We start from the raw sequence: 19,258 nt of genomic DNA, 5'->3' as shown, positions 1-19,258 counted from the left end.
AGGCGATCCCTCAGGCAGGGGTCACCAGGCGAAGGCCTCCGGGGACGGCCCCGGCCCGGGGAAGATCTCGTCGAGCCCGGCCAGCACCTCCTCGCTCAGCTCCAGCTCCAGGGCGGCCAGCGCGCCCGCCAGCTGCTCCGGAGTGCGGGGACCGACGATCGGGCCGGTCACACCGGGCCGGGTGAGCAGCCACGCCAGAGCCGTCTCGCCGGGCTGCAGGCCGTGCTTGTCCAGCAGGTCCTCGTACGCCTGGAGCTGCGCCCGCACCGCCGGGTCGGCCAGCGTGGCCGCCGCGCGCCCCTCCGTGCGCCGCTTGCCCTCGGTCTCCTTCTTCAGGACGCCGCCGAGCAGACCGCCGTGCAGCGGCGACCAGGGGATGACCCCGAGGCCGTACTCCTGCGCGGCCGGGATCACCTCCATCTCGGCGCGCCGCTCGAAGAGGTTGTAGAGGCACTGCTCGCTGACGAGCCCGACCGAGCCCCGCCGGGCGGCCGTCTCGTTGGCCTGGGCGATCTTGTACCCGGGGAAGTTCGAGGAGCCCGCGTACAGCACCTTGCCCTGCTGGATGAGGACGTCGACGGCCTGCCAGATCTCCTCGAAGGGAGTCGCGCGGTCGACGTGGTGGAACTGGTACACGTCGATGTAGTCCGTGCCGAGCCGCTTGAGGCTGGCCTCCACGGCCCTGCGGATGTTGAGCGCCGAGAGCTTGTCGTGGTTGGGCCAGGCCTCGCCGTCGGGGCCCATGTTCCCGTAGACCTTGGTGGCGAGGACGGTCTTGTCACGGCGGCCGTCGCCCTTGGCGAACCAGGAGCCGATGATCTCCTCCGTACGGCCCTTGTTCTCACCCCACCCATACACGTTGGCGGTGTCGAAGAAGTTGAGTCCCGCGTCGAGGGCGGTGTCCATGATGGCGTGACTGGTGGCTTCGTCCGTCTGCGGTCCGAAGTTCATCGTCCCGAGGACGAGTCGGCTGACCTTGAGTCCGGTGCGTCCGAGCTGCGTGTACTCCATGGTCGCCAAGCCAACTGCTTCGAGCGCACTCGAAGCAAGGCCCTTCCCACGGCGTGGCAGGGCCCGGTCACCAGGGGCTACCGGCCGAGCAGCGACGCCACCGCGACGATCGCGAACATCAGTACGAGCACACCGGCCATGATCCGGTTACGGGTCTTCGGGTCCACCCGACGAGGTTAACCCGAGCGCTCCTCGCGCCCCTCAAGGGGCCAGGAACCCACGACCTCGTACCGGGGCTGCTCCCCCGGCACCCCGCCCCCCGGCAGGTACGACCGCACGAGCACGAGCTCCGTCACGGACCACCGCCCGCCCTCGAAGGAGCCGAGCTCCTCCACGAAGGAACCGAGCCCCGCGCCCAGCCCCCGGGCCCGCCCGAGGGTCAGGTGCCCGTGGTAGCGCCGGTGCTCGTCCATCGCGACCCCGGCCCGGCGCGCGGCGGCGTCGGACCGCTCGGCGAGGAGCCGCAGCGCGTCCAGGTCCCCGGCGACCCCGGCCCACAGGGTGCGCCGCCCGAAGTGCCCGCCGCCGTGCAGCCGCAGCGGGAACGACGGCGTCCGGTGCGCGGCCCGTTCGAGCCGCGTCCGCAGCTCGGGCAGCAGCTCCTCGTCGACCTCGCCCATGAAGGCGAGGGTGAGATGCCAGCCGGGCCGCGAGGTCCAGCGGAGCCCGTCCGCGCCGGGCAGCCGGCGCAGCCGGTCGACGACGCTTCCGAGCTCGTCCAGCTGCTCCGGCGGGGGCACGACGGCGGCGAAAAGCCTCATGGGGGGAGTCTGGCAGGCCGACGGGCCCGGGGCCGCCCGTACGCCCCGGGCCCGTCGGCCGGACGGGTCAGAAGACCTGGTTGTACGTCGTCCCGGCCGGAGCGACCCCGACCTGAGTGGCCGCGCGCGGCGCGAAGGGCGCCCGCCAGTTGCCCGTACCGGCGTAGAAGTACGCCTTGTTCGTCCCGGCCGCACGGACGTAGAGGTCGGGGCGCCCGTCCTTGTTCGCGTCACCGATGCCGACCAGGTCGGTGTACTCGTTCCAGCCGGCGCCGATCTTGACGCGGGAGGCGTACGTGCCGTCCCCCTTGCCGAGGTGCAGCCAGAGCACGCCCGCCTTGTCCCGCGCGACCAGGTCTCCCGCGGGACCGCCGGCCACGTTGCCCACGGCCGTGATCTGGTTGTAGGTCTCCCAGCCCCAGCCGGTCTTCACCCGGGGGGCGAACGGCGCCGACGCCGACCCCGTCCCCTTGTAGAGGTAGAGGCCTCCCGCCTTGTCCACCGCGACCAGGTCCGCCCTGCCGTCGCCGGTCAGATCGCTGCCGCCGGCCAGCTGGTTGTAGATCCCCCAGCCCCAGCCGATCCGCGTGGGCGAGTGCTGCGTCGACACGTGGTCCCCCTGGTGCAGCCAGAGGACACCGGACTTGTCACGGGCGACGGTGTCGAAGACCTGGGTACCGGCGATGTCACCCGCGGACTCGATGCGGTCGTAGGTGTTCCAGTCGCCACCCCAGACCGCCGATGTGTACTTGTAGCCGGTGACGAGCCGTCCCGTGGCGTCGTCCCAGCGCGTGTCGAAGGCGTCGAGGTCACCGGTGGTCCGACGTGCGAACACGTCCGGCGAACCGTTGTCGCTGTCGTCGTGCAGCTGCGGCGAACGCTTCACCTCGAAGCTGCCGGTGGCCGTCACGGACGGCATCCCGTTCCAGGGCCTGGCCGTCACCTTCCAGTCGTACGCGCCGTTGCGGGCGGCCATCACGAAATTGCCGTCCCACCCCGTCTCCCCGGCCCAGTCGATGCCGAGCGAACCGTCGGGGTAGACGCCCGTGCCCGTCGCCCGGGGACGGACGGCCGTCCTGAAGAGCCTCCCGGAGGCCCGGTGCTTGAACTCGATGGTGAGATCGGCCTTGGTGGTGGAGAACTTCCAGCTCAGACGGGTCTTCGCGACACCGTCGAGGTCGAGGGCGGCCGGTACGGCCGCGCTCGTGAAGCTGATCGGGGTGGTGGGCGCGGGCGGCTCGCCGGTGGAGGCGATCAGCTCGGCGGCCGGCTTCCCGTCCGCGCCGACCGCGATCCGGTAGACGCCGGGCCCCCGGTCGGCGGTGGTCCCGAGGACCAGCAGCGTGCCGTCAGCCGACTTCTGGATGTCCTCGGCGTAGTCGAGGAGCTCGACCGGGGTCCCGTCCGCGAGGGGGTAGGCGCTGAGGCCGCCCGCGGCCCCGCCCCCGGTCTCGGGGTCGCCCGAGGCCACGAGCCAGTCGCCCATCAGACCGCCGTCGACCGGCGTGATGTGGTCGTAAGGCAGGGGCACCCGCGTCACGTCGGTCGAGCCTCGCCCGGCCGTGGCGAGGACGGTCTTCCCGTCCGCCTTCGCCTTCTCCACCCACACGACGCGGTCCTTCGTGAGCGAGGCTCCCGTCATGGTGACGCCGGCGCTCTCGGGGTACTTCTCGCTGACGCGGGCGCCGACGAGATCGACGACCAGCAGGCTCCTGCCGGTCGTCTCGTTGCCGGGGTGGAGGACGAGGGCGGTGTCCGGCAGGCTGTCGGAGACGGAGAACCAGGGGACCGGGTTCTCCAGCCCCGCGATGTCGCGGCTCCCGTCCTTGGTGACGAGCCGGATGTTGTTGTCCGTGTCCTCGTCGAAGAGGGCGGCGCCCACCCCGCCCCTGACGTATCCCTCGAACCCTCCGAACGTGACGGGAGCCGCGCCGGTCTCCATGTCGTACGCCGTCGCCGACTCGATGCCGTACCGCTGGAGCCGGGCCTTGGTCGTCACCACGATGTCCGAGGCCGAGCCGAGGACGCCGTAACCGTCTCCACCGACGACCTTCGAGACCCCGTCCGAGTACCGCGTCCAACGCTCGACACCGTCCGCGTCACGGGTGAGGAACCCGGTCTTCCCGGCACCGAGCACGTCTCCGCCCGATGCCAGGAACGGCACCTGGATCGGCGCGGTGGCGGTCTCGGCGGCCGGTGCCACCGCGGCCGTCGGCGTGGGAGCGGCCGTGGCCGCCGGTCCGAGGAACGGGGTGCTGGCGACCACCGCCAGGACGACCCCCACCGACATCGAGACACGGCGCGACAAAGCAGTACGCAAGGTGTGTTCCTCCCCTAACCCCATGGATACGCCCTTTACGACTCCCCACCCCGTCGAAAGGTTGTACGGCTAACCTCTCCGGCATGAAGATCCGGAAGGGCGGGGCGGAGGACCTCCCCGCGATGCTCGCGATACTCGACAGCGCGGTCGTCTGGCTGAACGGCAGGGGCATCACGGCCCAGTGGGGCACGGAGCCGTTCTCCACCCGCCCCAGGGCGGTCGAGCAGGTCGCGCGGACGATGTCCGAGGGCGACCCGTGGATCGCGGAGATCGACGGCGTTCCGGCGGGCACGATGACGCTGACGCCGCACCCCGGCCAGTACGTCGAACCCGCCGGCGAGCCGGAGGTGTACGTACGCCTCCTGGCCACGGACGCGGACTTCCACGGCCACGGGGTGGGGGCGGCGCTCCTGGCCCACGCGGCGGAGGAGACCCGGCGCCGGAGGGTCTCCCTCCTCAGGGTGGACTGCTTCGCGGGCAGCGAGGGCCGCCTGATCGAGTACTACGAGAAGCAGGGCTTCACCCGCACCACGGCGTTCGCGGTCGGCGACTGGCCGGGGCAGGTGTTGGAACGCCGCTTCTGAGGCCCGGCACCGCCACCGGCCGCGGCCGGTGGCGCGAGGTCCGGTCGCCGCGGACGGGCCCCGCGCCCGGCGGATCAGCTGTGGAAGCTGATGTAGCCGTTGCCGTCGGCGTCGTTGCCGCTCTTGGTGTACGAGTGCACGTCGGCGTAGGCGCCGCCCGGCTTGATCAGCTTGATGGTGTCGCGGTCGTTGTTCCAGATGAAGTTGCAGTTGTTGCGGTAGGCGACGTTGTTGGCGTCCGACTCGGTGCCGTAGTTGCCGCGCAGCCGGACGTAATCGCCCGGCTGGAGGTAGTGGTTGATCCGGAACGTGTACGAGTTCCCGACGGCGTCCCTCACGGTGTAGCCCTTGAGGTTCACCGTGGCCGTCGAGGAGTAGTTCTTGATGGTGACGTACTCGGCCGCGGTGTTGCCACCGGAGCAGCGGTTGGAGTCCGGGCCGGGGGCGTCGTACTGGACCGCCTTGATCTTCAGCGCCGAGGAGTATTCGGTGGCCTGGGCCGGAGCGGCGGTGACGAGGGCGGCCAGGGTGCCGGCGGCGAGGGCCGCGGCTATGGCGGAGCGCTTGCGCAAGTGGAGCCTCCTGTGGCTGTCGAACGCTTGAGCGGCGCTCAACATACACAGGATCTTCACCGCCGGTCAGGCGAACGGCCGGATCGGCGGTGCCGCACATGCGTGCGATCCGGATCCCGCGCGACGGCGCCGCGCTCGTGAGCGCCGTCGCGTGCGGGAAGCGGGGTCAGGCCGCCGTCGCCAGGGCTCCGCGACGCTCGTTCGGGACGAAGCGGAGGGTCGGGTGCCCCCGGCGCCAGCCCATCGCGACCTTGAGGCCGCCGACCCGGGCCAGGACCAGCCCCACGAGGACCGCCGCGGCGAGCGAGATCGCTCCGCCCGCGGCGAAGCCGGTGCGGGCGCCGTACGTGTCGGTGACCCAGCCGAGCAGCGGGGCTCCGATCGGCGTGCCGCCGGCGAAGACCATCATGTACAGGCTCATGACCCGCCCGCGCATGGCGGGGTCGGTGGCCATCTGGACGGCCGAGTTCGCGGTGATGTTCACCGTGAGGCCGAGCAGGCCGATCGGCACGAGCAGCAGCGCGAACAGCCAGAACGCCGGCGACAGCGCGGCCGCGATCTCCAGGACGCCGAAGACGCCCGCGGCGACGACCAGCATCCGCAGCCGGGTCGAACCGCGGCGGGCCGCGGCGAGGGCTCCGACGAGGGAGCCGGCCGCCATCAGGGTGTTGAGGAAGCCGTACGAACCGGCGCCGACATGGAAGACGTCGCCGGAGAAGGCGGTGAGCCAGATCGGGAAGTTGAACCCGAAGGTCCCGATGAAGCCGACGAGCACGATCGGCCAGATCAGATCGGGCCGCCCGGCCACGTACCGCAGCCCCTCGCGCAGCTGCCCCTTGCCGCGCGGGGCGCGCTCCACCTTGTGGAGCTCGCTCGTCCGCATGAGCAGGAGGCTCGCGAGCGGGGCGAGGAAGGAGAGGCCGTTGAGGAGGAAGGCCCAACCGCTGCCGACCCCGGCGATGAGGACGCCGGCGACGGCGGGGCCGATGAGCCGGGCGGACTGGAAGTTCGCCGAGTTCAGGGAGACGGCGTTGCGCAGCTGCCGGGGGCCGACCATCTCGGAGACGAAGGTCTGCCGGGCGGGGTTGTCGACGACCGTGACCATGCCCAGCAGGAAGGCGATCAGGTAGACGTGCCAGACCTGGACGGAGCCGGAAAGGGTGAGGACGGCGAGCGCGAGCCCGCACAGCCCGAGGGCGGCCTGGCTGACGAGGAGCAGGCGCCGCTTGGGGTAGCGGTCGGCGATGACGCCGCCGTACAGCCCGAAGAGCAGCATCGGCAGGAACTGGAGGGCCGTCGTGATGCCGACGGCGGCGGCCGAGCCGGTGAGGCTCAGGACCAGCCAGTCCTGGGTGATCCGGGCCATCCACGTGCCGGTGTTGGAGACGATGGCTCCGGCGAAGAACAGCCGGTAGTTCCGGATCCTGAGCGAGGAGAAGGTTCCTCCCCGCCCACGGGTGTCGGGGGTGGGTTTATGGACGGGTGCGGAGTCTGCTCCGGGTCCCGTGCTCAAAGTGCGTCGCCTCCTTGGCGCCTCGGTTACAGGTGGGCGAGCTTCTCCAGGACCGGGGCGGCCGCGCGCAGCTTGGCCCACTCGTCCTCGTCCAGACCCTCGGCGAGGGAGGCCAGCCAGGCGTTCCGCTTGCGGCGGGACTCCTCGAGCATGGCTTCGGCCCGCTCGGTCTGGCTGACCACCTTCTGCCGGCGGTCGTCGGGGTGCGGCTCGAGCCGGACCAGTCCCTTGGCTTCGAGCAGCGCGACGATGCGGGTCATCGACGGCGGCTGGACGTGCTCCTTGCGGGCCAGCTCACCGGGAGTGGCGGAGCCGCAGAGCGACAGGGTGCCGAGCACCGACATCTCGGTGGGGCTCAGCGACTCGTCGACGCGCTGGTGCTTGAGGCGTCGGCCCAGTCGCATGACGGAGGAGCGGAGCGCGTTCACGGCCGCGGCGTCGTCGGCGGTGCCGTGGGACAGGTCAGGCATGTTCATTAGACTAACTCATTACTCTGTCTAAGTACCAACGGAAACGCGCGAACGTCGCACGGATCACACCCGCGGACTCCGTGACGCTCCTGAGGCCCGTGGGACCCCTGAGCGCGGCAGCACGGCGCACGCCAGATCACGCTTCGGCATCCATGTATCACCCAAATGAGTGAGTCGGATCCAGAAAGTGACGCAAAGAAGCCCCGGCTGCCCCGACCCTGAACGGCATGGGATCGACAGTGCTCAGCCTGCGCATCGACGGTGAGCTGCTCGACCGGCTCAGGAGCCACGCCGCGAAAAGAGGAATGAGCGTCCAGGACTATGTGGCCCGGACGCTCATTCGCGAGGATTTCGACGAGCGGTTCAAGACCGCGGTCGACGAGACGGAGAAGTTCTACGGCTCACCCGGAGCCGGAACCGGTGATCACGTGAGGCCGAGCGCCGGCATCGCGTAGTAGAAGACGAAGACCGCCGACACGACGTACATGGCCACCGGGACCTCACGGCCCCGGCCGGCCGCGAGCCGCAGCACGCTGAACGCGATGAAGCCGATGCCGATGCCGTTCGTGATCGAGTACGTGAACGGCATCATCAGCATGGCCAGGAACGCCGGCACCGCGATGGTGAAGTCGCTCCAGTCGATGTCCTTGATCGAACCGGCCAGGATCAGGAAGCCGACCGCGAGCAGCGCGGGCGTGGCCGCCTGCGACGGGACCATCGTGGCGAGCGGCGTGAGGAACAGCGCCACCGAGAACAGACCGCCGGTCACGACCGAGGCGAGGCCCGTACGGGCGCCCTCGCCGACGCCCGCCGTGGACTCCACGAAGCAGGTGGTGGCCGAGGAGGAGGTCGCACCGCCGGAGGCGACGGCCAGGCCGTCGACGAGGAGGACCTTGTTGATGCCGGGGAAGTTGCCGTCCTTGTCGATCAGCTTGGCCTCGTCGCCGACGCCGAGGATCGTGCCCATCGCGTCGAAGAAGCAGGACAGCAGGACGGTGAAGACGAAGAGGACGCCGGTCAGGAGGCCGACCTTGTCGAAGCCGCCGAAGAGGCTGACCTTGCCGACCAGGCCGAAGTCGGGCGAGGCGACCGGGTTGCCCGGCCACTCCGGGGTGGTGAGGCCCCAGGAGGGGACCTTCGCGACCGCGTTGATCACCATGGCCACGATCGTCATGACGACGATCGAGATCAGGATCGCGCCCGGCACCTTGCGGATGATCAGGGCGAGGGTGAGGAGCGTGCCCAGGATGAAGACGAGGACCGGCCAGCCGGTGAGGTGACCGTCGCCGCCGAGCTGGAGCGGGACGGTGGTGTGCGCGACGTCGGGGATGCGGGAGACGAAGCCCGAGTCGACGAGGCCGATCAGCATGATGAAGAGGCCGATGCCGATCGCGATGCCCTTGCGCAGGCCGACCGGGACGGCGTTCATGACGCGCTCGCGCAGGCCGGTCGCGACGAGCAGCATCACGACGATGCCGGCGAGGACGACCATGCCCATGGCGTCCGGCCAGGACATCTTGGGCGCGAGCTGGAGCGCGACGACCGTGTTGACGCCGAGGCCGGCGGCGAGGGCGATCGGGACGTTGCCGATGACGCCCATGAGGAGGGTCGTGAACGCCGCCGTGAGGACGGTGGCGGTGACGAGCTGGCCGCTGTCGAGCTGGTGCCCGTACATGTCCTTGGCGCTGCCGAGGATGATCGGGTTCAGCACGATGATGTAGGCCATCGCGAAGAAGGTGGCGAAGCCGCCGCGGACCTCGCGGGCGACGGTGGAGCCTCGCTCGGAGATCCGGAAGTAGCGGTCGAGGCCGGAGACGGGCTTCTCGGGGGTCTCCGGGGGCGTGGCCGTGGCGGTGGCCGTGGAGCTCATGGGGTTCCTCTTCGGAGTGCAGAAAGTCCTTTTTTGGCGGTTCATACGAATGGAACCCGCCAGAGGCAAACCGTTTCAGTATGAACACATGAACGAGCGGGCGTCTATCTCCGCGCGTAGATGAGAAAACGGGCGGCCTAGACTGAGGCCCATGGCGAAGTGGACACCGAAGCACGAGGCACCCGAGCCCCTCGAAGGGCCCGTCGTCGCCACCATCACCGGCGGAACGATCCTCTGGTTCGTCCTCTTCGTCGTCCAGGTCCCCTTCTACGGCTGGTTCGACGACCGGGGCCTCACCTCCTGGGTGTGGACCTGCCTGGCCGGAGCGGGCCTCGGCCTGATCGGCATCTGGTACGTACGGAAGCGGGACGCGGCGATCAAGCGGCACGCGGCGGCCCGGGCGGCGGAATCCCCGGAGGCCCACCCCGGCGCCTGACTCCGGTTCGCCCCGCACCGGCGCCTGACTCCGGTTCGCCCCGCTCGGCAGGTGAACGGCCGGATCCGGTCGTACCGTCGAAAACATGACTCAGCGGGCGAAGATCGACACGGACGGCGGCCGGGCCGGCGCCGGGACCACGCCGGCGGAGCCGCCCGTCGTGCACCGCGTCGCCGGACTCACCTCCGCCGAGGTCGCCGAGCGCGTCGCGCGCGGGGAGGTCAACGACGTCCCCCTGCGCAGCTCCCGCTCGGCCACCGACATCGTCCGCGCGAACGTCTTCACCCGCTTCAACGCGATCATCGGCGTGCTGTGGGTGATCATGCTGATCGTCGCGCCGATCCAGGACAGCCTCTTCGGCTTCGTGATCGTCGCCAACACCGGCATCGGCATCATCCAGGAGCTCCGCGCCAAGAAGACCCTCGACGGGCTCGCCGTCATCGGCGAGGCGAAACCCACCGTCCGGCGCGACGGCGTGACCGCCGAGCTCTCCACCTCCGAGATCGTCCTGGGCGACCTCATCGAGCTCGGACCGGGCGACAAGGTCGTCGTCGACGGCGAGGTGGCCGAGGCCGACAGCCTGGAGATCGACGAGTCGCTGCTCACGGGCGAGGCCGACCCGGTGGTGAAGAGACCCGGCGACCCGATGATGTCCGGCTCGTTCGTGGTCGCCGGCGGCGGCGCCTTCACCGCCACCAAGGTCGGCCGCGAGGCGTACGCCGCCCAGCTCGCCGAGGAGGCGTCCCGCTTCACCCTGGTCCACTCGGAGCTGCGCACGGGCATCTCCACGATCCTCAAGTACGTGACGTGGATGATGGTCCCGACCGCGATCGGGCTCGTCATCAGCCAGCTCGTCGTCAAGGACGACGCCTTCAAGCAGGCGGTCGCCCGCACGGTCGGCGGCATCGTCCCGATGATCCCCGAGGGTCTCGTCCTCCTCACCTCCGTCGCCTTCGCGGTCGGGGTGATCCGGCTCGGCCGCAGACAGTGCCTCGTCCAGGAGCTGCCCGCGATCGAGGGCCTGGCCCGGGTCGACGTCGTCTGCCTCGACAAGACGGGCACGCTCACCGAAGGCGGCATGGACGTCACGGAACTGCGCCCCCTCGACGGCAGCGACGAGGGATACGTACGGAAGGTGCTCGGCGCCCTCGGCGAGTCCGACCCGCGCCCGAACGCCTCCCTCCAGGCCATCAAGGACGCCTACCCGGACACCGTCGAATGGCGCTGCACGGAGAGCCTGCCGTTCTCCTCGGCCCGCAAGTACAGCGGCGCGTCGTTCAGCGAGGGCGACGGCGAGGACTCGACCTGGCTCCTGGGCGCCCCCGACGTCCTCCTGCGCCCGGACGATCCGGCCCTCACCGAGATCGACCGCCTCAACGAACAGGGCCTGCGGGTCCTCCTCCTCGTCCGCACGGTCCACGAGCTCGACTCCCCCGAGGTCACCGCCGACGCCCGCCCCACCGCCCTCGTCGTCCTGGAACAGCGGCTGCGCCCCGACGCCGCCGACACCCTCGCCTACTTCGCCGACCAGCAGGTCGCCACCAAGGTCGTCTCCGGCGACAACGCGGTCTCCGTGGGCGCGGTGGCCGCGAAGCTCGACATGCCGGGCGCGGAGCACACCGTGGACGCCCGGAAGCTCCCCGCCGACCGGGAGGACATGGCGAAGGTCCTGGACGAGAACGCGGTCTTCGGCCGGGTCTCGCCGCAGCAGAAACGGGACATGGTGGCGGCGCTGCAGTCCCACGGCCACACCGTCGCCATGACGGGGGACGGCGTCAACGACGTCCTCGCGCTGAAGGACGCGGACATCGGCGTCTCGATGGGCTCGGGCTCGGAGGCGACGAGGGCGGTGGCCCAGATCGTCCTGCTGAACAACAGCTTCGCGACGCTCCCGTCGGTGGTGGCGGAGGGCCGCCGGGTCATCGGCAACATCACGCGCGTGGCGACCCTCTTCCTCACGAAGACGGTCTACTCGGTCCTCCTGGCGATCCTGGTGGTCTGCTCCCAGGTGGAGTACCCGTTCCTCCCCCGGCACCTGACCCTGCTCTCCACCCTCACGATCGGCGTGCCGGCCTTCTTCCTCGCGCTGGCCCCCAACAAGGAACGCGCCAGGCCGAACTTCGTACGCCGGGTCATGCGGTACGCGGTCCCCGGCGGCGTCATCGCGGCGGCGGCCACCTTCACGACGTACCTCCTGGCCCGCCACCACTACACGGGCACGGACGCCCTGGGCGCCGAGACCAGCGCGGCCACCCTCACGCTCTTCCTGGTCTCCATGTGGGTCCTCGCGATCATCGCCCGCCCCTACACCTGGTGGCGCCTCGCCCTGGTCGCCGCCATGGGAGGCGCCTTCCTCCTGGTCCTCGCCGTCCCCTGGCTCCAGGACTTCTTCGCCCTGAGACTGGTGGGCGTGACGATGCCGTGGACGGCGGTGGCCGTCGCGGCGGCGGGCGCGGCGCTGCTGGAGTTCGCGTGGCGGTGGGTGGACCGGAGGTTCCCGGCGTAGGCGGGGCCGGGCGCTGCCGCCTTCCGCGAGCCGCCGCCGGCGAAAGGCCCCGCCCCGCCCTCCCTCCGGACGGGGCCTAGTCGAACCAGCGGTCCCTCGCCAGTTCCGCCGTCCTCGACGGGTCCTCCAGGAGGGCCGCCACCTCGAAGCGGCGGGGCCACTGGCCGGCCGCCCAGGCGAGGCCGGCCGCCACGCCTTCCAGGGTGGCGGCGTGGACGACGCCGTCGGGGGTGCGGCGCCAGTCGAGCTCGGTGCCGCCGGCGTGGAGCTCCTCGTGCTCGATGTACGAGGCGGGGGTGGCCGGACCCAGGAGGGCGTGGACCGAGGGCGGGACCTCGTGCTCCTCGCCGACCGTCGTCACCTCGGCCTCGACGGCCTCGCTCAGGCGGCGGACCTGGAAGAGGTCGGCCAGGTCCGCGGCGCGGGACGGGGAGACCGGGAGGAGGGGGAGGCCGCCGGCCAGCGGGAGCAGGTCGGGGGCGTCCGCCACCAGGGCCTCCGAGGCGTCGACCACGACCAGGGCGCCGTCCACGACCGCCCGCAGCTCGTCGGGGAGCGTCACCTGCTCGGGGTCCAGGTCCGCCAGGGCCGTGTAGAGGGCGTGCAGCTGGACGGCCGTCACCTCGCGCGACGGGTCCGCCAGACGGGTCAGCAGCTCCGCCGCGCCGCCCGGCTCGTCGAGGAGCGCCGCGACCGAGGTGCGGACGCCCAGGGCCCGGAGGACCTGCTCGTCCTCGAAGCCGGTCGCGTCGGCGGAGTCGTACAGGCCGGAGAGCAGGGGGTCCGAGCCCTCCGCGCGGAGGCCCGCCGGGTGACGGCCGTCCAGGACCGGGTGGTCGCGCAGCCACCAGGCGGTGTACGAGCGGACGGTCTCCGTCGTGCCGTCCGGGAGGAGGACCCGTACGGGCTGGGTCAGGGCGTCCCGGAGCGGCGGCTGCGCGAGGAGGGCGAGCGCCATGGGCCAGCAGTCGTCGTCGACCAGGTCCAGGTCCCGTACGGCCACGATCTCCGTCGCCACGGGCGGCACGGGGGTCATCGGGAGGCGGTCCAGGACGTCCTCGCACCAGACGTCGACCGCGTCGAGCAGGCCCGCGTCGTCCGGCTCCGGATAGTCGCCCTCGCGCGGCTCGATCTCGTCCGGGTCGAGGACCAGATCGGTCGCGCGGATCAGGGCGAAGTTCGCCAGGACCCCGCACGCGGCGAGCGGCTGCTCGCCCCAGCGGGCGGCCAGGCCGCCGTCGACGAAGGCGAGTTCGTCCTCGCGCATCACGGCCGCGAAGGGCGAGCCGGGCAGGACGAGTTCGCCCGCCGGGGCGAGCTCGCCGTCCTCGTCGGGGAGCGCGAGCGCACCGAGCCAGGGCTCGTCGCCCGGTTCGAGTTCCGCGTCCCTGACGAGCGCGAGGACGGTCTCGGCCAGCTCCTCCGCGTCGAGGGTGTCGGCGTCCTCGTCCCAGATCTCCCCCGCGTCGAGGGAGGCCGCGACCGCCGCCCGCACCTGCGGGGTCGTCAGGACCGCGCGGGGCGTGGCGGGCAGGGCCCCCAGCTTCTCCAGGAGCGGGTGCGCCGCCTCCGGGTGCGCCACCTTCAGGCCGAGCCGGGTCAACTCGGCGGGGGTGCGGTCCTGCGGGAGGAGGACCTGGCGGGGGCCGATCGTCGTACGGATCCGGCTGCCCTCGGCGGTCTCCGCGAGCGGCACGGGCAGGCCCGTCAGGCGGTCCGGGTCGACGCCGGCGAGCGAGTCGTACAGCCGCCACCACCACGTCGGCGCCCTGTCCACCCCCGCCAGGCGGTCGATCGCCTCCGTCAGCGGTACGCGGCCGATGCCGAGGGTGCGCAGCTCGGGACGCCGCTCCAGGCCGGCCGGCAGGAGCGTCGGGAACACCTCGGCGAGGACCTCGACGGTCTCCGCGCCCGCGCCCTCCACGACCTCCGCCTCGATCGGGCGGAGCGCGGGCAACTCCTCGGACGGCGCGGCGGGCGCCAGGAACGCCACCCTGGGCAGCCGGTCCAGGATCGCCTCCCGCAGCGCCCCGTCGAGCGGGCCCTTGCCGAGCGGCCCGGGCACGAGGTCGAGGGTGGCGGTCGTCACCGGGTCCCAGTCGGAGAGCAGTTCGGCGTACGCGTCGGCCGCGCGCTGCACCAGGAAGTCGGTGAGCGGCCCCGGCGCCGGGTGCCGCCGGGCGGTGTCCAGCGGGAGGGACGCGATGAGGAGCGCCGGGATGCCGAGCGGCTCGTCGGTGGGCGTGGGGGCGTGCACGACCGGGGTCGTACGCGGGTAGCGGGGGGCGCCCTCGGCGTCCACGGGCACGGCCCAGGTGACGGACCAGTGCGGGCGCAGGCGCTCCTCGACCGGGCGGTCCTTGAGGAGCTCGGGCTCGATCGGGCCGCCGTGGGTGACGGTCCGCCAGCGGTGGCCGCCGGTCGCGGAGTCGTCGATGCGGACGTAGCCGTCGTCCTCGGAGCGGCGGAGGGTCCGTACCCCTTCGGTCGTCTCCACGACGATCTCGGCGAGACCCGGAAGGGTGAGGAGCAGGGCGTCGTCGACGGAGGCGAGGAGGCGCTCGGCCAGGTCCTCGGCGGCCGCGTCGCGCATCGGGAGGACGACGACGGTGTCGTAGCCCTCCGGGGCGGTGCCCTCGGCGGGCAGCGGCAGTCGCAGCAGCGGTACGTGGCCGTCTCGGCGGCGCAGTTCGTCGCCGAGGCCCGGGCTGTACCGGGCGGCCTCGGCGGCCAGTTCCCGCGCCTCCGCGAGGGACCAGCGGACGCCGCCGTGACGGCCCAGAATGGCGGGCTCGTCGGAGACGGCGAGGACGGCGGCGAAGCCGACGCCGAAGCGGCCGACGGCACCGTGCGCCTGCTCCCTCTTGGCGGAGGCGCGGAGGGTGGACAGCGACTCGGCGCCGGCGGCGTCCAGCGGGGCGCCGGTGTTCGCCGCGGCGAGGACGGCGGGGCCCTCGGGGTCGGCGGGGTGCAGGGTCAGCCGGAGGCGGCCCGTGACGCCGGCGCGGTGGGCGGCGTCGGCGGCGTTCTGGGCCAGCTCGACGACGAGGCGGTCGCGGTAGCCGCCGAGCGCGAGGTCCTCCTCGGCGTTGGCGTCCTCCCGGAACCGGGCGGGGCTGGCGCCCCAGGCGTCGAGCACTCCCCGCCGCAGCCGTGCGGTGCCGAAGGGATCGGTTCCGTCGGTCGTCGTCCGGACGCTGACGCTCACGTCTGACTCCAGTCTGCGGTTCTGCGGGGCGGTCGTTCCCGGACCATTGAGCCCGGGGCCCGAAGGTACCGTGCGGCGCGGGGTGGGGAGCGCGGGGGCACGGTCACGGCCGGGGGCGCGCGGGGTCGCCGACGCTCCCCTGCCGAGCGCCGCGCTCCCGGTGCCCGGGGCACCCGCCGAGCACCGCGCCCTCGCCGGGCCGGGGCCGTCCGCCGGGCGCCACGCCTCTGGTGGCCCGGGGGCGCTCCGTTGTGGGCCGCGCCCCGTTGTGGGCGGTCGTTCCGCCGGGGCGGCGCCCACCCGCGCCCCGTTGTGGGCAGTCGTTCCGCTGGGGCAAGGGGGTCCCCCCTGCTCGAGCGGAGCCGAGAGCTTGGGGGAGGGTGGGCACAACGGAACGGCGCCCTTGCCGGCGCCCGAGGCTCATGGGCCTGGACCCGCGCCCCGTGCACGGCTCCCTGGTGGTGCGGGTCCAGGCGCGGAACGCGGAGGCGCCGCTGAAGGGCGCCGTCCCGTGTGCCCACCCGTCCCGCCCAGCGGGACGATTGCCCACACGGGCGGGGGGCGGGGGCACCGCCCAGCCGGGCGCGAGTCCGCGCGGCGGGGCGCCGCCCAGCAGGGGCGTGCCCGCGGGCGGGGTGTTACGAGTGGCCCAGGTCTTCCGACGCCGCGTCCGGTTCCGTCGTGGAGCCCGAGTCCTTCGCCGGCCGGAGGGGGAACTCGTCCGCGGCCATGGAGTCCAGCACCGGCGGCGCCGGCCGCGGCGGCTTCGGCATGACCGCGGCCTCCGAGTGCCCCCCGCAGCCGTACGCGAGGGACACGACCCGCCCGTCCGCCGGCGAGAACTCGTTCGCGCAGATGCCGAAGGCCTGCTTCAGGGAGCCCGCCAGCGGCACCAGGAACGCGCAGGACTCGCACGAGGCGGGCGCCGCCTGCGCCATCGGGGTCTTCGCTCCGAACGCCTCGTCCCAGCGGTCCGCCGCCACGTGCAGCCCGTACCGCGAGAGGACCCGCGCCCGGCGCATGCCGAGCTCCTCGGCGACCGCGGCGATGGCCCCGCGCGACGGGGTGCGCGACGTGAGCTCCGCGTCCTCCTCGTCGAGGTGCTCCTCCATCTCCTCCGAGACGACGGAGTTCGGCGGCGGCGCGTCCTCGCCCGAGTAGCCGGGCTCCAGGCGCAGGTCGTCCTGCTCCGTGGGGAGGAGGTCGCCGGGGCCCATGTCGCCGGGCCGCAGCCGCTCGCTCCACGGCACCCACTCCGGGGCGAGGAGCGCGTCCGCGCCGGGCAGCAGGACGGTTTCGTCAAGCGTGACGTTCTTGGCGCGGGAGGCGCGGGTGACGGTCACCGCCCAGCGCCAGCCCCGGTAGCCGGGCTCCTTGGACTCGAAGAAGTGCGTGACGACCCGGTCGCCCTCCGCGACGACCTCGACGTGCGCGCCCACGATCCCTGGCGCGGCCGCCTCCTCGGCGGCCTCCCGCGCGAGGTCTACGGCCTCCGCGCACAGGCGGTCGGGGGTACGCGTGGCTCGCGGGGTACGCGGGGTACCGCTTCGCGTCGTCGCAGCACTCACAGGTCTCGCTTCTCTCCTACGCCGTCTCACGGGTGCGCCGGCCGAGGGGCGGGAGCGAAGGCACGGGCGGCGGGCGGAGCGGACCAGGGGGCCGCATCGACGTCCGCACCCGACTTGTCTCGCGCGTCTCGGGCACACCTAACGTCATCCATTCTGCGGGATGCCGAAGAGGCGCGCGGCCGAGAGCTTCCGCCGGTGACGCGCTACGCACGCTACCCCGTTCGCGGGCCTCCGCCCACCTGCCCGTCCCAAGTGGCCGGGATCGCGGGCGACGGAAGTTGCCCCGGGCGCCGCCGGGCGGGCGGTCGTCCCGCGCCACGTCCGCCCGCGACGGGCCCTCTCGCGGGGTCCCCCGTCGTGCCACGGTTCGTCGGACGCGCCCGTGGGGCACTATGACGGAGTGGCAGCCGCGCGGTCCCCCGTACGATCGCATGATCCCGCCGGGCCGCTCCGCCGAGCGGGCCGGAAGGTCGGGCGTGCCCTGCACCTGCCGTTCACCGGCACCGCGAGGGGCATCCGGAAGGCCACTCACGCGCACGGCGCGGGTGAGTCGGGGCTCGGGAAGCTGATCGAGCTGCACGCCGTGAACGGCGCCGGCGACGTCATGATCACCGTCGCCCTCGCCTCCACCGTCTTCTTCTCCGTGCCGACCGACGAGGCCCGCGGCCGCGTCGCGCTCTACCTCGCCATCACGATGGCCCCCTTCACCCTCCTCGCCCCCGTGATCGGTCCCCTCCTGGACCGGATCCCGCACGGGCGGCGCGCGGCGATGGCGGGCGCGATGCTGACCCGCGCGGTCCTCGCGATCATGATGTCGGGGGCGGTGGCGACGGGCGGTCTGGAGCTGTATCCCGCGGCGCTCGGCGTCCTCGTGGCCTCCAAGGCGTACGGGGTGGTCCGCAGCGCCGTCGTGCCCCGGCTCCTGCCGCCGGACTTCTCGCTCGTGAAGGCGAACTCCCGGGTCACGCTCGCCGGGCTGCTCGCCACCGGCATCGCCGCGCCCGTGGGGGCGGGGCTGCAGATGGTCGGGCCGGGCTGGCCGCTGTACGGGGCGTGCTGCCTGTTCCTGCTGGGGACGTTCTGGGCGCTGCGGATGCCGCACAAGGTGGACTCCGCGAAGGGCGAGCGGCGGGCGCACCTGCTGACCCACGGCGAGAAGAAGCCGAGCCTGCGGACGGTGGGGCCGTCGGTGCTGAACGGTCTGGAGGCGAACGCCGCGCAGCGCATGCTGTCCGGTTTCCTGATCTTCTTCCTGGCGTTCCTGCTGCGCGAGCATCCGCTGTCGGGGCAGAGCGCCGCCGTCTCCCTGGGGATCGTGGGCGTGGCGGCGGGCACGGGGAACGCCTGCGGTACGGCCGTCGGCTCGCTGCTGCGGGACCGGGGCCACGGGCCAGAGGTGATCATCGCCACGATGATCAGCGTGGTGTTCGGGACGGCCGTCTGCACGGCCGTCTTCTTCGGCGGGCTCATGGTCGCCGTCCTCGGCGCGGTCGCGGGGCTCACCCAGGCCCTGTCGAAGCTGTCGCTGGACGCGCTGATCCAGCGGGACGTGCCGGAGCTGGTGCGGACCTCGGCGTTCGCCCGTTCCGAGACGGCCCTGCAGATGGCGTGGGTGGTGGGCGGCGGGATCGGCATCGCCCTGCCCCTGAACGGCACCCTCGGCATGTCCGTCGCCGCCGCGATCCTGGGCCTGGGCGCGCTCCTCTCCGTCCGCGGCCTCCTCACCGCGGCCCGCAGCCGCCCGGGCCCCAAGGGCCGCCCCAGGGCGAAAGTGCCCTAGGACGGCCCCGTACCAAGCCCAGGACGCCCCGCGCCGAGCTCCCGGACGGCCCCGTGCCGAGCCCCGGACGCCCCCGCACCCGGCCCCGGGACACTCCGTACGAAGCGGTACGCCGTGGCGGCACGCCGTACCCCCGCGTGGCGCGGGCGCGGCGGCCCGATAGCCTTCGGCCCATGACCGTTGCGTTCTTCTCCGGCTCGCGCCGCCGGGCCGCCGTCGCCCTCGGGGCCGTCTCCGCCGGGCTCCTCGTACTCTCCGCCTGCGACAAGCCGACTCCGCTCGCGACCCTGACGGTCGGGACCGACTCGGTGAACTCCGAGGCCGCCTGCTACAACGACGGCGACGCCATCAAGGAGTCGCAGATCCAGCAGTGCCTCAACAAGAAGGCCGAGAAGACCATCACGGTCTCCACGGACGACAAGATCCGCTTCGGCGTGGACCCGGAGATCGCGGACCACGGCTGGACGATCTTCCTCGGCGGCCAGCAGGCCGAGCCCGAGCCGTACAAGAAGACGTACCGGACCATCCCGGCCAGCGCCTTCTTCTCCAGCCAGACCGGCGAGTCCACCGACAAGACCCAGGTGACCATCGTCGAGAACACCGGCAAGAAGCTGACCGGCATCTGGCACTTCCAGCTGAAGAAGGAATCCTGATCCGCC

General features: G+C 72.5%; 15 protein-coding genes. 6 read left to right on the top strand and 9 right to left on the bottom strand.

All coding sequences use genetic code 11. The annotated features are described in order from the left end of the window. Positions 1 to 21: 21 nt before the first annotated feature. The 3 genes from K7G60_RS13495 to K7G60_RS13485 all read right to left on the bottom strand — a co-directional run bounded on the left by K7G60_RS13495 (position 22) and on the right by K7G60_RS13485 (position 4,092). Entirely contained in the window at positions 22 to 1,011 is a 990-nt protein-coding gene (locus K7G60_RS13495; protein WP_225801111.1) for an aldo/keto reductase, read from the bottom strand. Between the two features lie 176 nt (positions 1,012 to 1,187). Further along, a complete protein-coding gene (thpR, locus tag K7G60_RS13490) occupies positions 1,188 to 1,772 on the bottom strand; it encodes an RNA 2',3'-cyclic phosphodiesterase (RefSeq protein WP_225801110.1) in 585 nt (194 codons plus the stop codon). A gap of 67 nt (positions 1,773 to 1,839) precedes the next feature. Continuing rightward, positions 1,840 to 4,092: a VCBS repeat-containing protein gene (locus K7G60_RS13485; RefSeq protein WP_225801109.1), complete on the bottom strand. Its 2,253-nt coding sequence runs from the start codon at positions 4,090 to 4,092 to the stop codon at positions 1,840 to 1,842. Positions 4,093 to 4,175: 83 nt separating this feature from the next. Here K7G60_RS13485 and K7G60_RS13480 point away from each other — a divergent pair, with 83 nt between their 5' ends. Beyond that, positions 4,176 to 4,676 carry a GNAT family N-acetyltransferase gene (locus K7G60_RS13480; RefSeq protein ID WP_225801108.1) on the top strand — a complete coding sequence of 167 codons (501 nt, stop codon included), beginning with the start codon at positions 4,176 to 4,178 and terminating at the stop codon, positions 4,674 to 4,676. Positions 4,677 to 4,750: 74 nt separating this feature from the next. On the opposite strand, the gene K7G60_RS13475 is transcribed toward K7G60_RS13480, so the two are convergent. The 3 genes from K7G60_RS13475 to K7G60_RS13465 form a co-directional block, all read right to left on the bottom strand. Further along, positions 4,751 to 5,248 (bottom strand): lamin tail domain-containing protein, encoded by a 498-nt coding sequence (locus K7G60_RS13475; protein WP_225801107.1) that lies wholly within the window; start codon positions 5,246 to 5,248, stop codon positions 4,751 to 4,753. A 166-nt stretch (positions 5,249 to 5,414) separates the two neighbouring features. After that, a complete protein-coding gene (locus tag K7G60_RS13470; protein ID WP_225801106.1) occupies positions 5,415 to 6,761 on the bottom strand; it encodes an MFS transporter in 1,347 nt (448 codons plus the stop codon). A 26-nt stretch (positions 6,762 to 6,787) separates the two neighbouring features. Next, positions 6,788 to 7,231, bottom strand: a complete 444-nt coding sequence (locus K7G60_RS13465; RefSeq protein ID WP_225801105.1) for a MarR family winged helix-turn-helix transcriptional regulator — start codon at positions 7,229 to 7,231, stop codon at positions 6,788 to 6,790. A gap of 227 nt (positions 7,232 to 7,458) precedes the next feature. Between K7G60_RS13465 and K7G60_RS13460 the strand changes: the two genes are divergently transcribed. Then, positions 7,459 to 7,686 carry a hypothetical protein gene (locus K7G60_RS13460; protein ID WP_030693585.1) on the top strand — a complete coding sequence of 76 codons (228 nt, stop codon included), beginning with the start codon at positions 7,459 to 7,461 and terminating at the stop codon, positions 7,684 to 7,686. On the opposite strand, the gene K7G60_RS13455 is transcribed toward K7G60_RS13460, so the two are convergent. Next, positions 7,656 to 9,101 (bottom strand): NCS2 family permease, encoded by a 1,446-nt coding sequence (locus tag K7G60_RS13455; RefSeq protein ID WP_225801104.1) that lies wholly within the window; start codon positions 9,099 to 9,101, stop codon positions 7,656 to 7,658. The genes K7G60_RS13460 and K7G60_RS13455 overlap by 31 nt on opposite strands. A gap of 151 nt (positions 9,102 to 9,252) precedes the next feature. Here K7G60_RS13455 and K7G60_RS13450 point away from each other — a divergent pair, with 151 nt between their 5' ends. Both K7G60_RS13450 and K7G60_RS13445 read left to right on the top strand, forming a co-directional pair. Then, a complete protein-coding gene (locus K7G60_RS13450) occupies positions 9,253 to 9,537 on the top strand; it encodes a DUF2530 domain-containing protein (RefSeq protein ID WP_225801103.1) in 285 nt (94 codons plus the stop codon). Positions 9,538 to 9,622: 85 nt separating this feature from the next. Next, positions 9,623 to 12,043 (top strand): HAD-IC family P-type ATPase, encoded by a 2,421-nt coding sequence (locus tag K7G60_RS13445; RefSeq protein ID WP_225801102.1) that lies wholly within the window; start codon positions 9,623 to 9,625, stop codon positions 12,041 to 12,043. Between the two features lie 76 nt (positions 12,044 to 12,119). Here the strand turns inward: K7G60_RS13445 and K7G60_RS13440 are convergent, their stop codons facing one another. Together K7G60_RS13440 and K7G60_RS13435 are read right to left on the bottom strand one after the other, a co-directional pair. Continuing rightward, positions 12,120 to 15,263, bottom strand: a complete 3,144-nt coding sequence (locus tag K7G60_RS13440; protein WP_225801137.1) for a sacsin N-terminal ATP-binding-like domain-containing protein — start codon at positions 15,261 to 15,263, stop codon at positions 12,120 to 12,122. 626 nt (positions 15,264 to 15,889) lie between these two features. Beyond that, a complete protein-coding gene (locus tag K7G60_RS13435; RefSeq protein ID WP_190157628.1) occupies positions 15,890 to 16,819 on the bottom strand; it encodes a DUF3027 domain-containing protein in 930 nt (309 codons plus the stop codon). A gap of 382 nt (positions 16,820 to 17,201) precedes the next feature. Between K7G60_RS13435 and K7G60_RS13430 the strand changes: the two genes are divergently transcribed. Together K7G60_RS13430 and K7G60_RS13425 are read left to right on the top strand one after the other, a co-directional pair. After that, positions 17,202 to 18,599 carry an MFS transporter gene (locus K7G60_RS13430; RefSeq protein WP_225801101.1) on the top strand — a complete coding sequence of 466 codons (1,398 nt, stop codon included), beginning with the start codon at positions 17,202 to 17,204 and terminating at the stop codon, positions 18,597 to 18,599. 173 nt (positions 18,600 to 18,772) lie between these two features. After that, positions 18,773 to 19,252, top strand: coding sequence for a DUF2771 domain-containing protein (locus K7G60_RS13425; RefSeq protein WP_225801100.1), 480 nt, complete (start codon positions 18,773 to 18,775; stop codon positions 19,250 to 19,252). The last annotated feature ends 6 nt before the right edge of the window (positions 19,253 to 19,258 follow it).

Source organism: Streptomyces sp. NK15101 (assembly GCF_020400725.1).
Taxonomy (GTDB): domain Bacteria; phylum Actinomycetota; class Actinomycetes; order Streptomycetales; family Streptomycetaceae; genus Streptomyces.
Note: the sequence above shows the minus strand (reverse complement) of the source record. Positions and strands in the feature narration are given on the sequence as shown.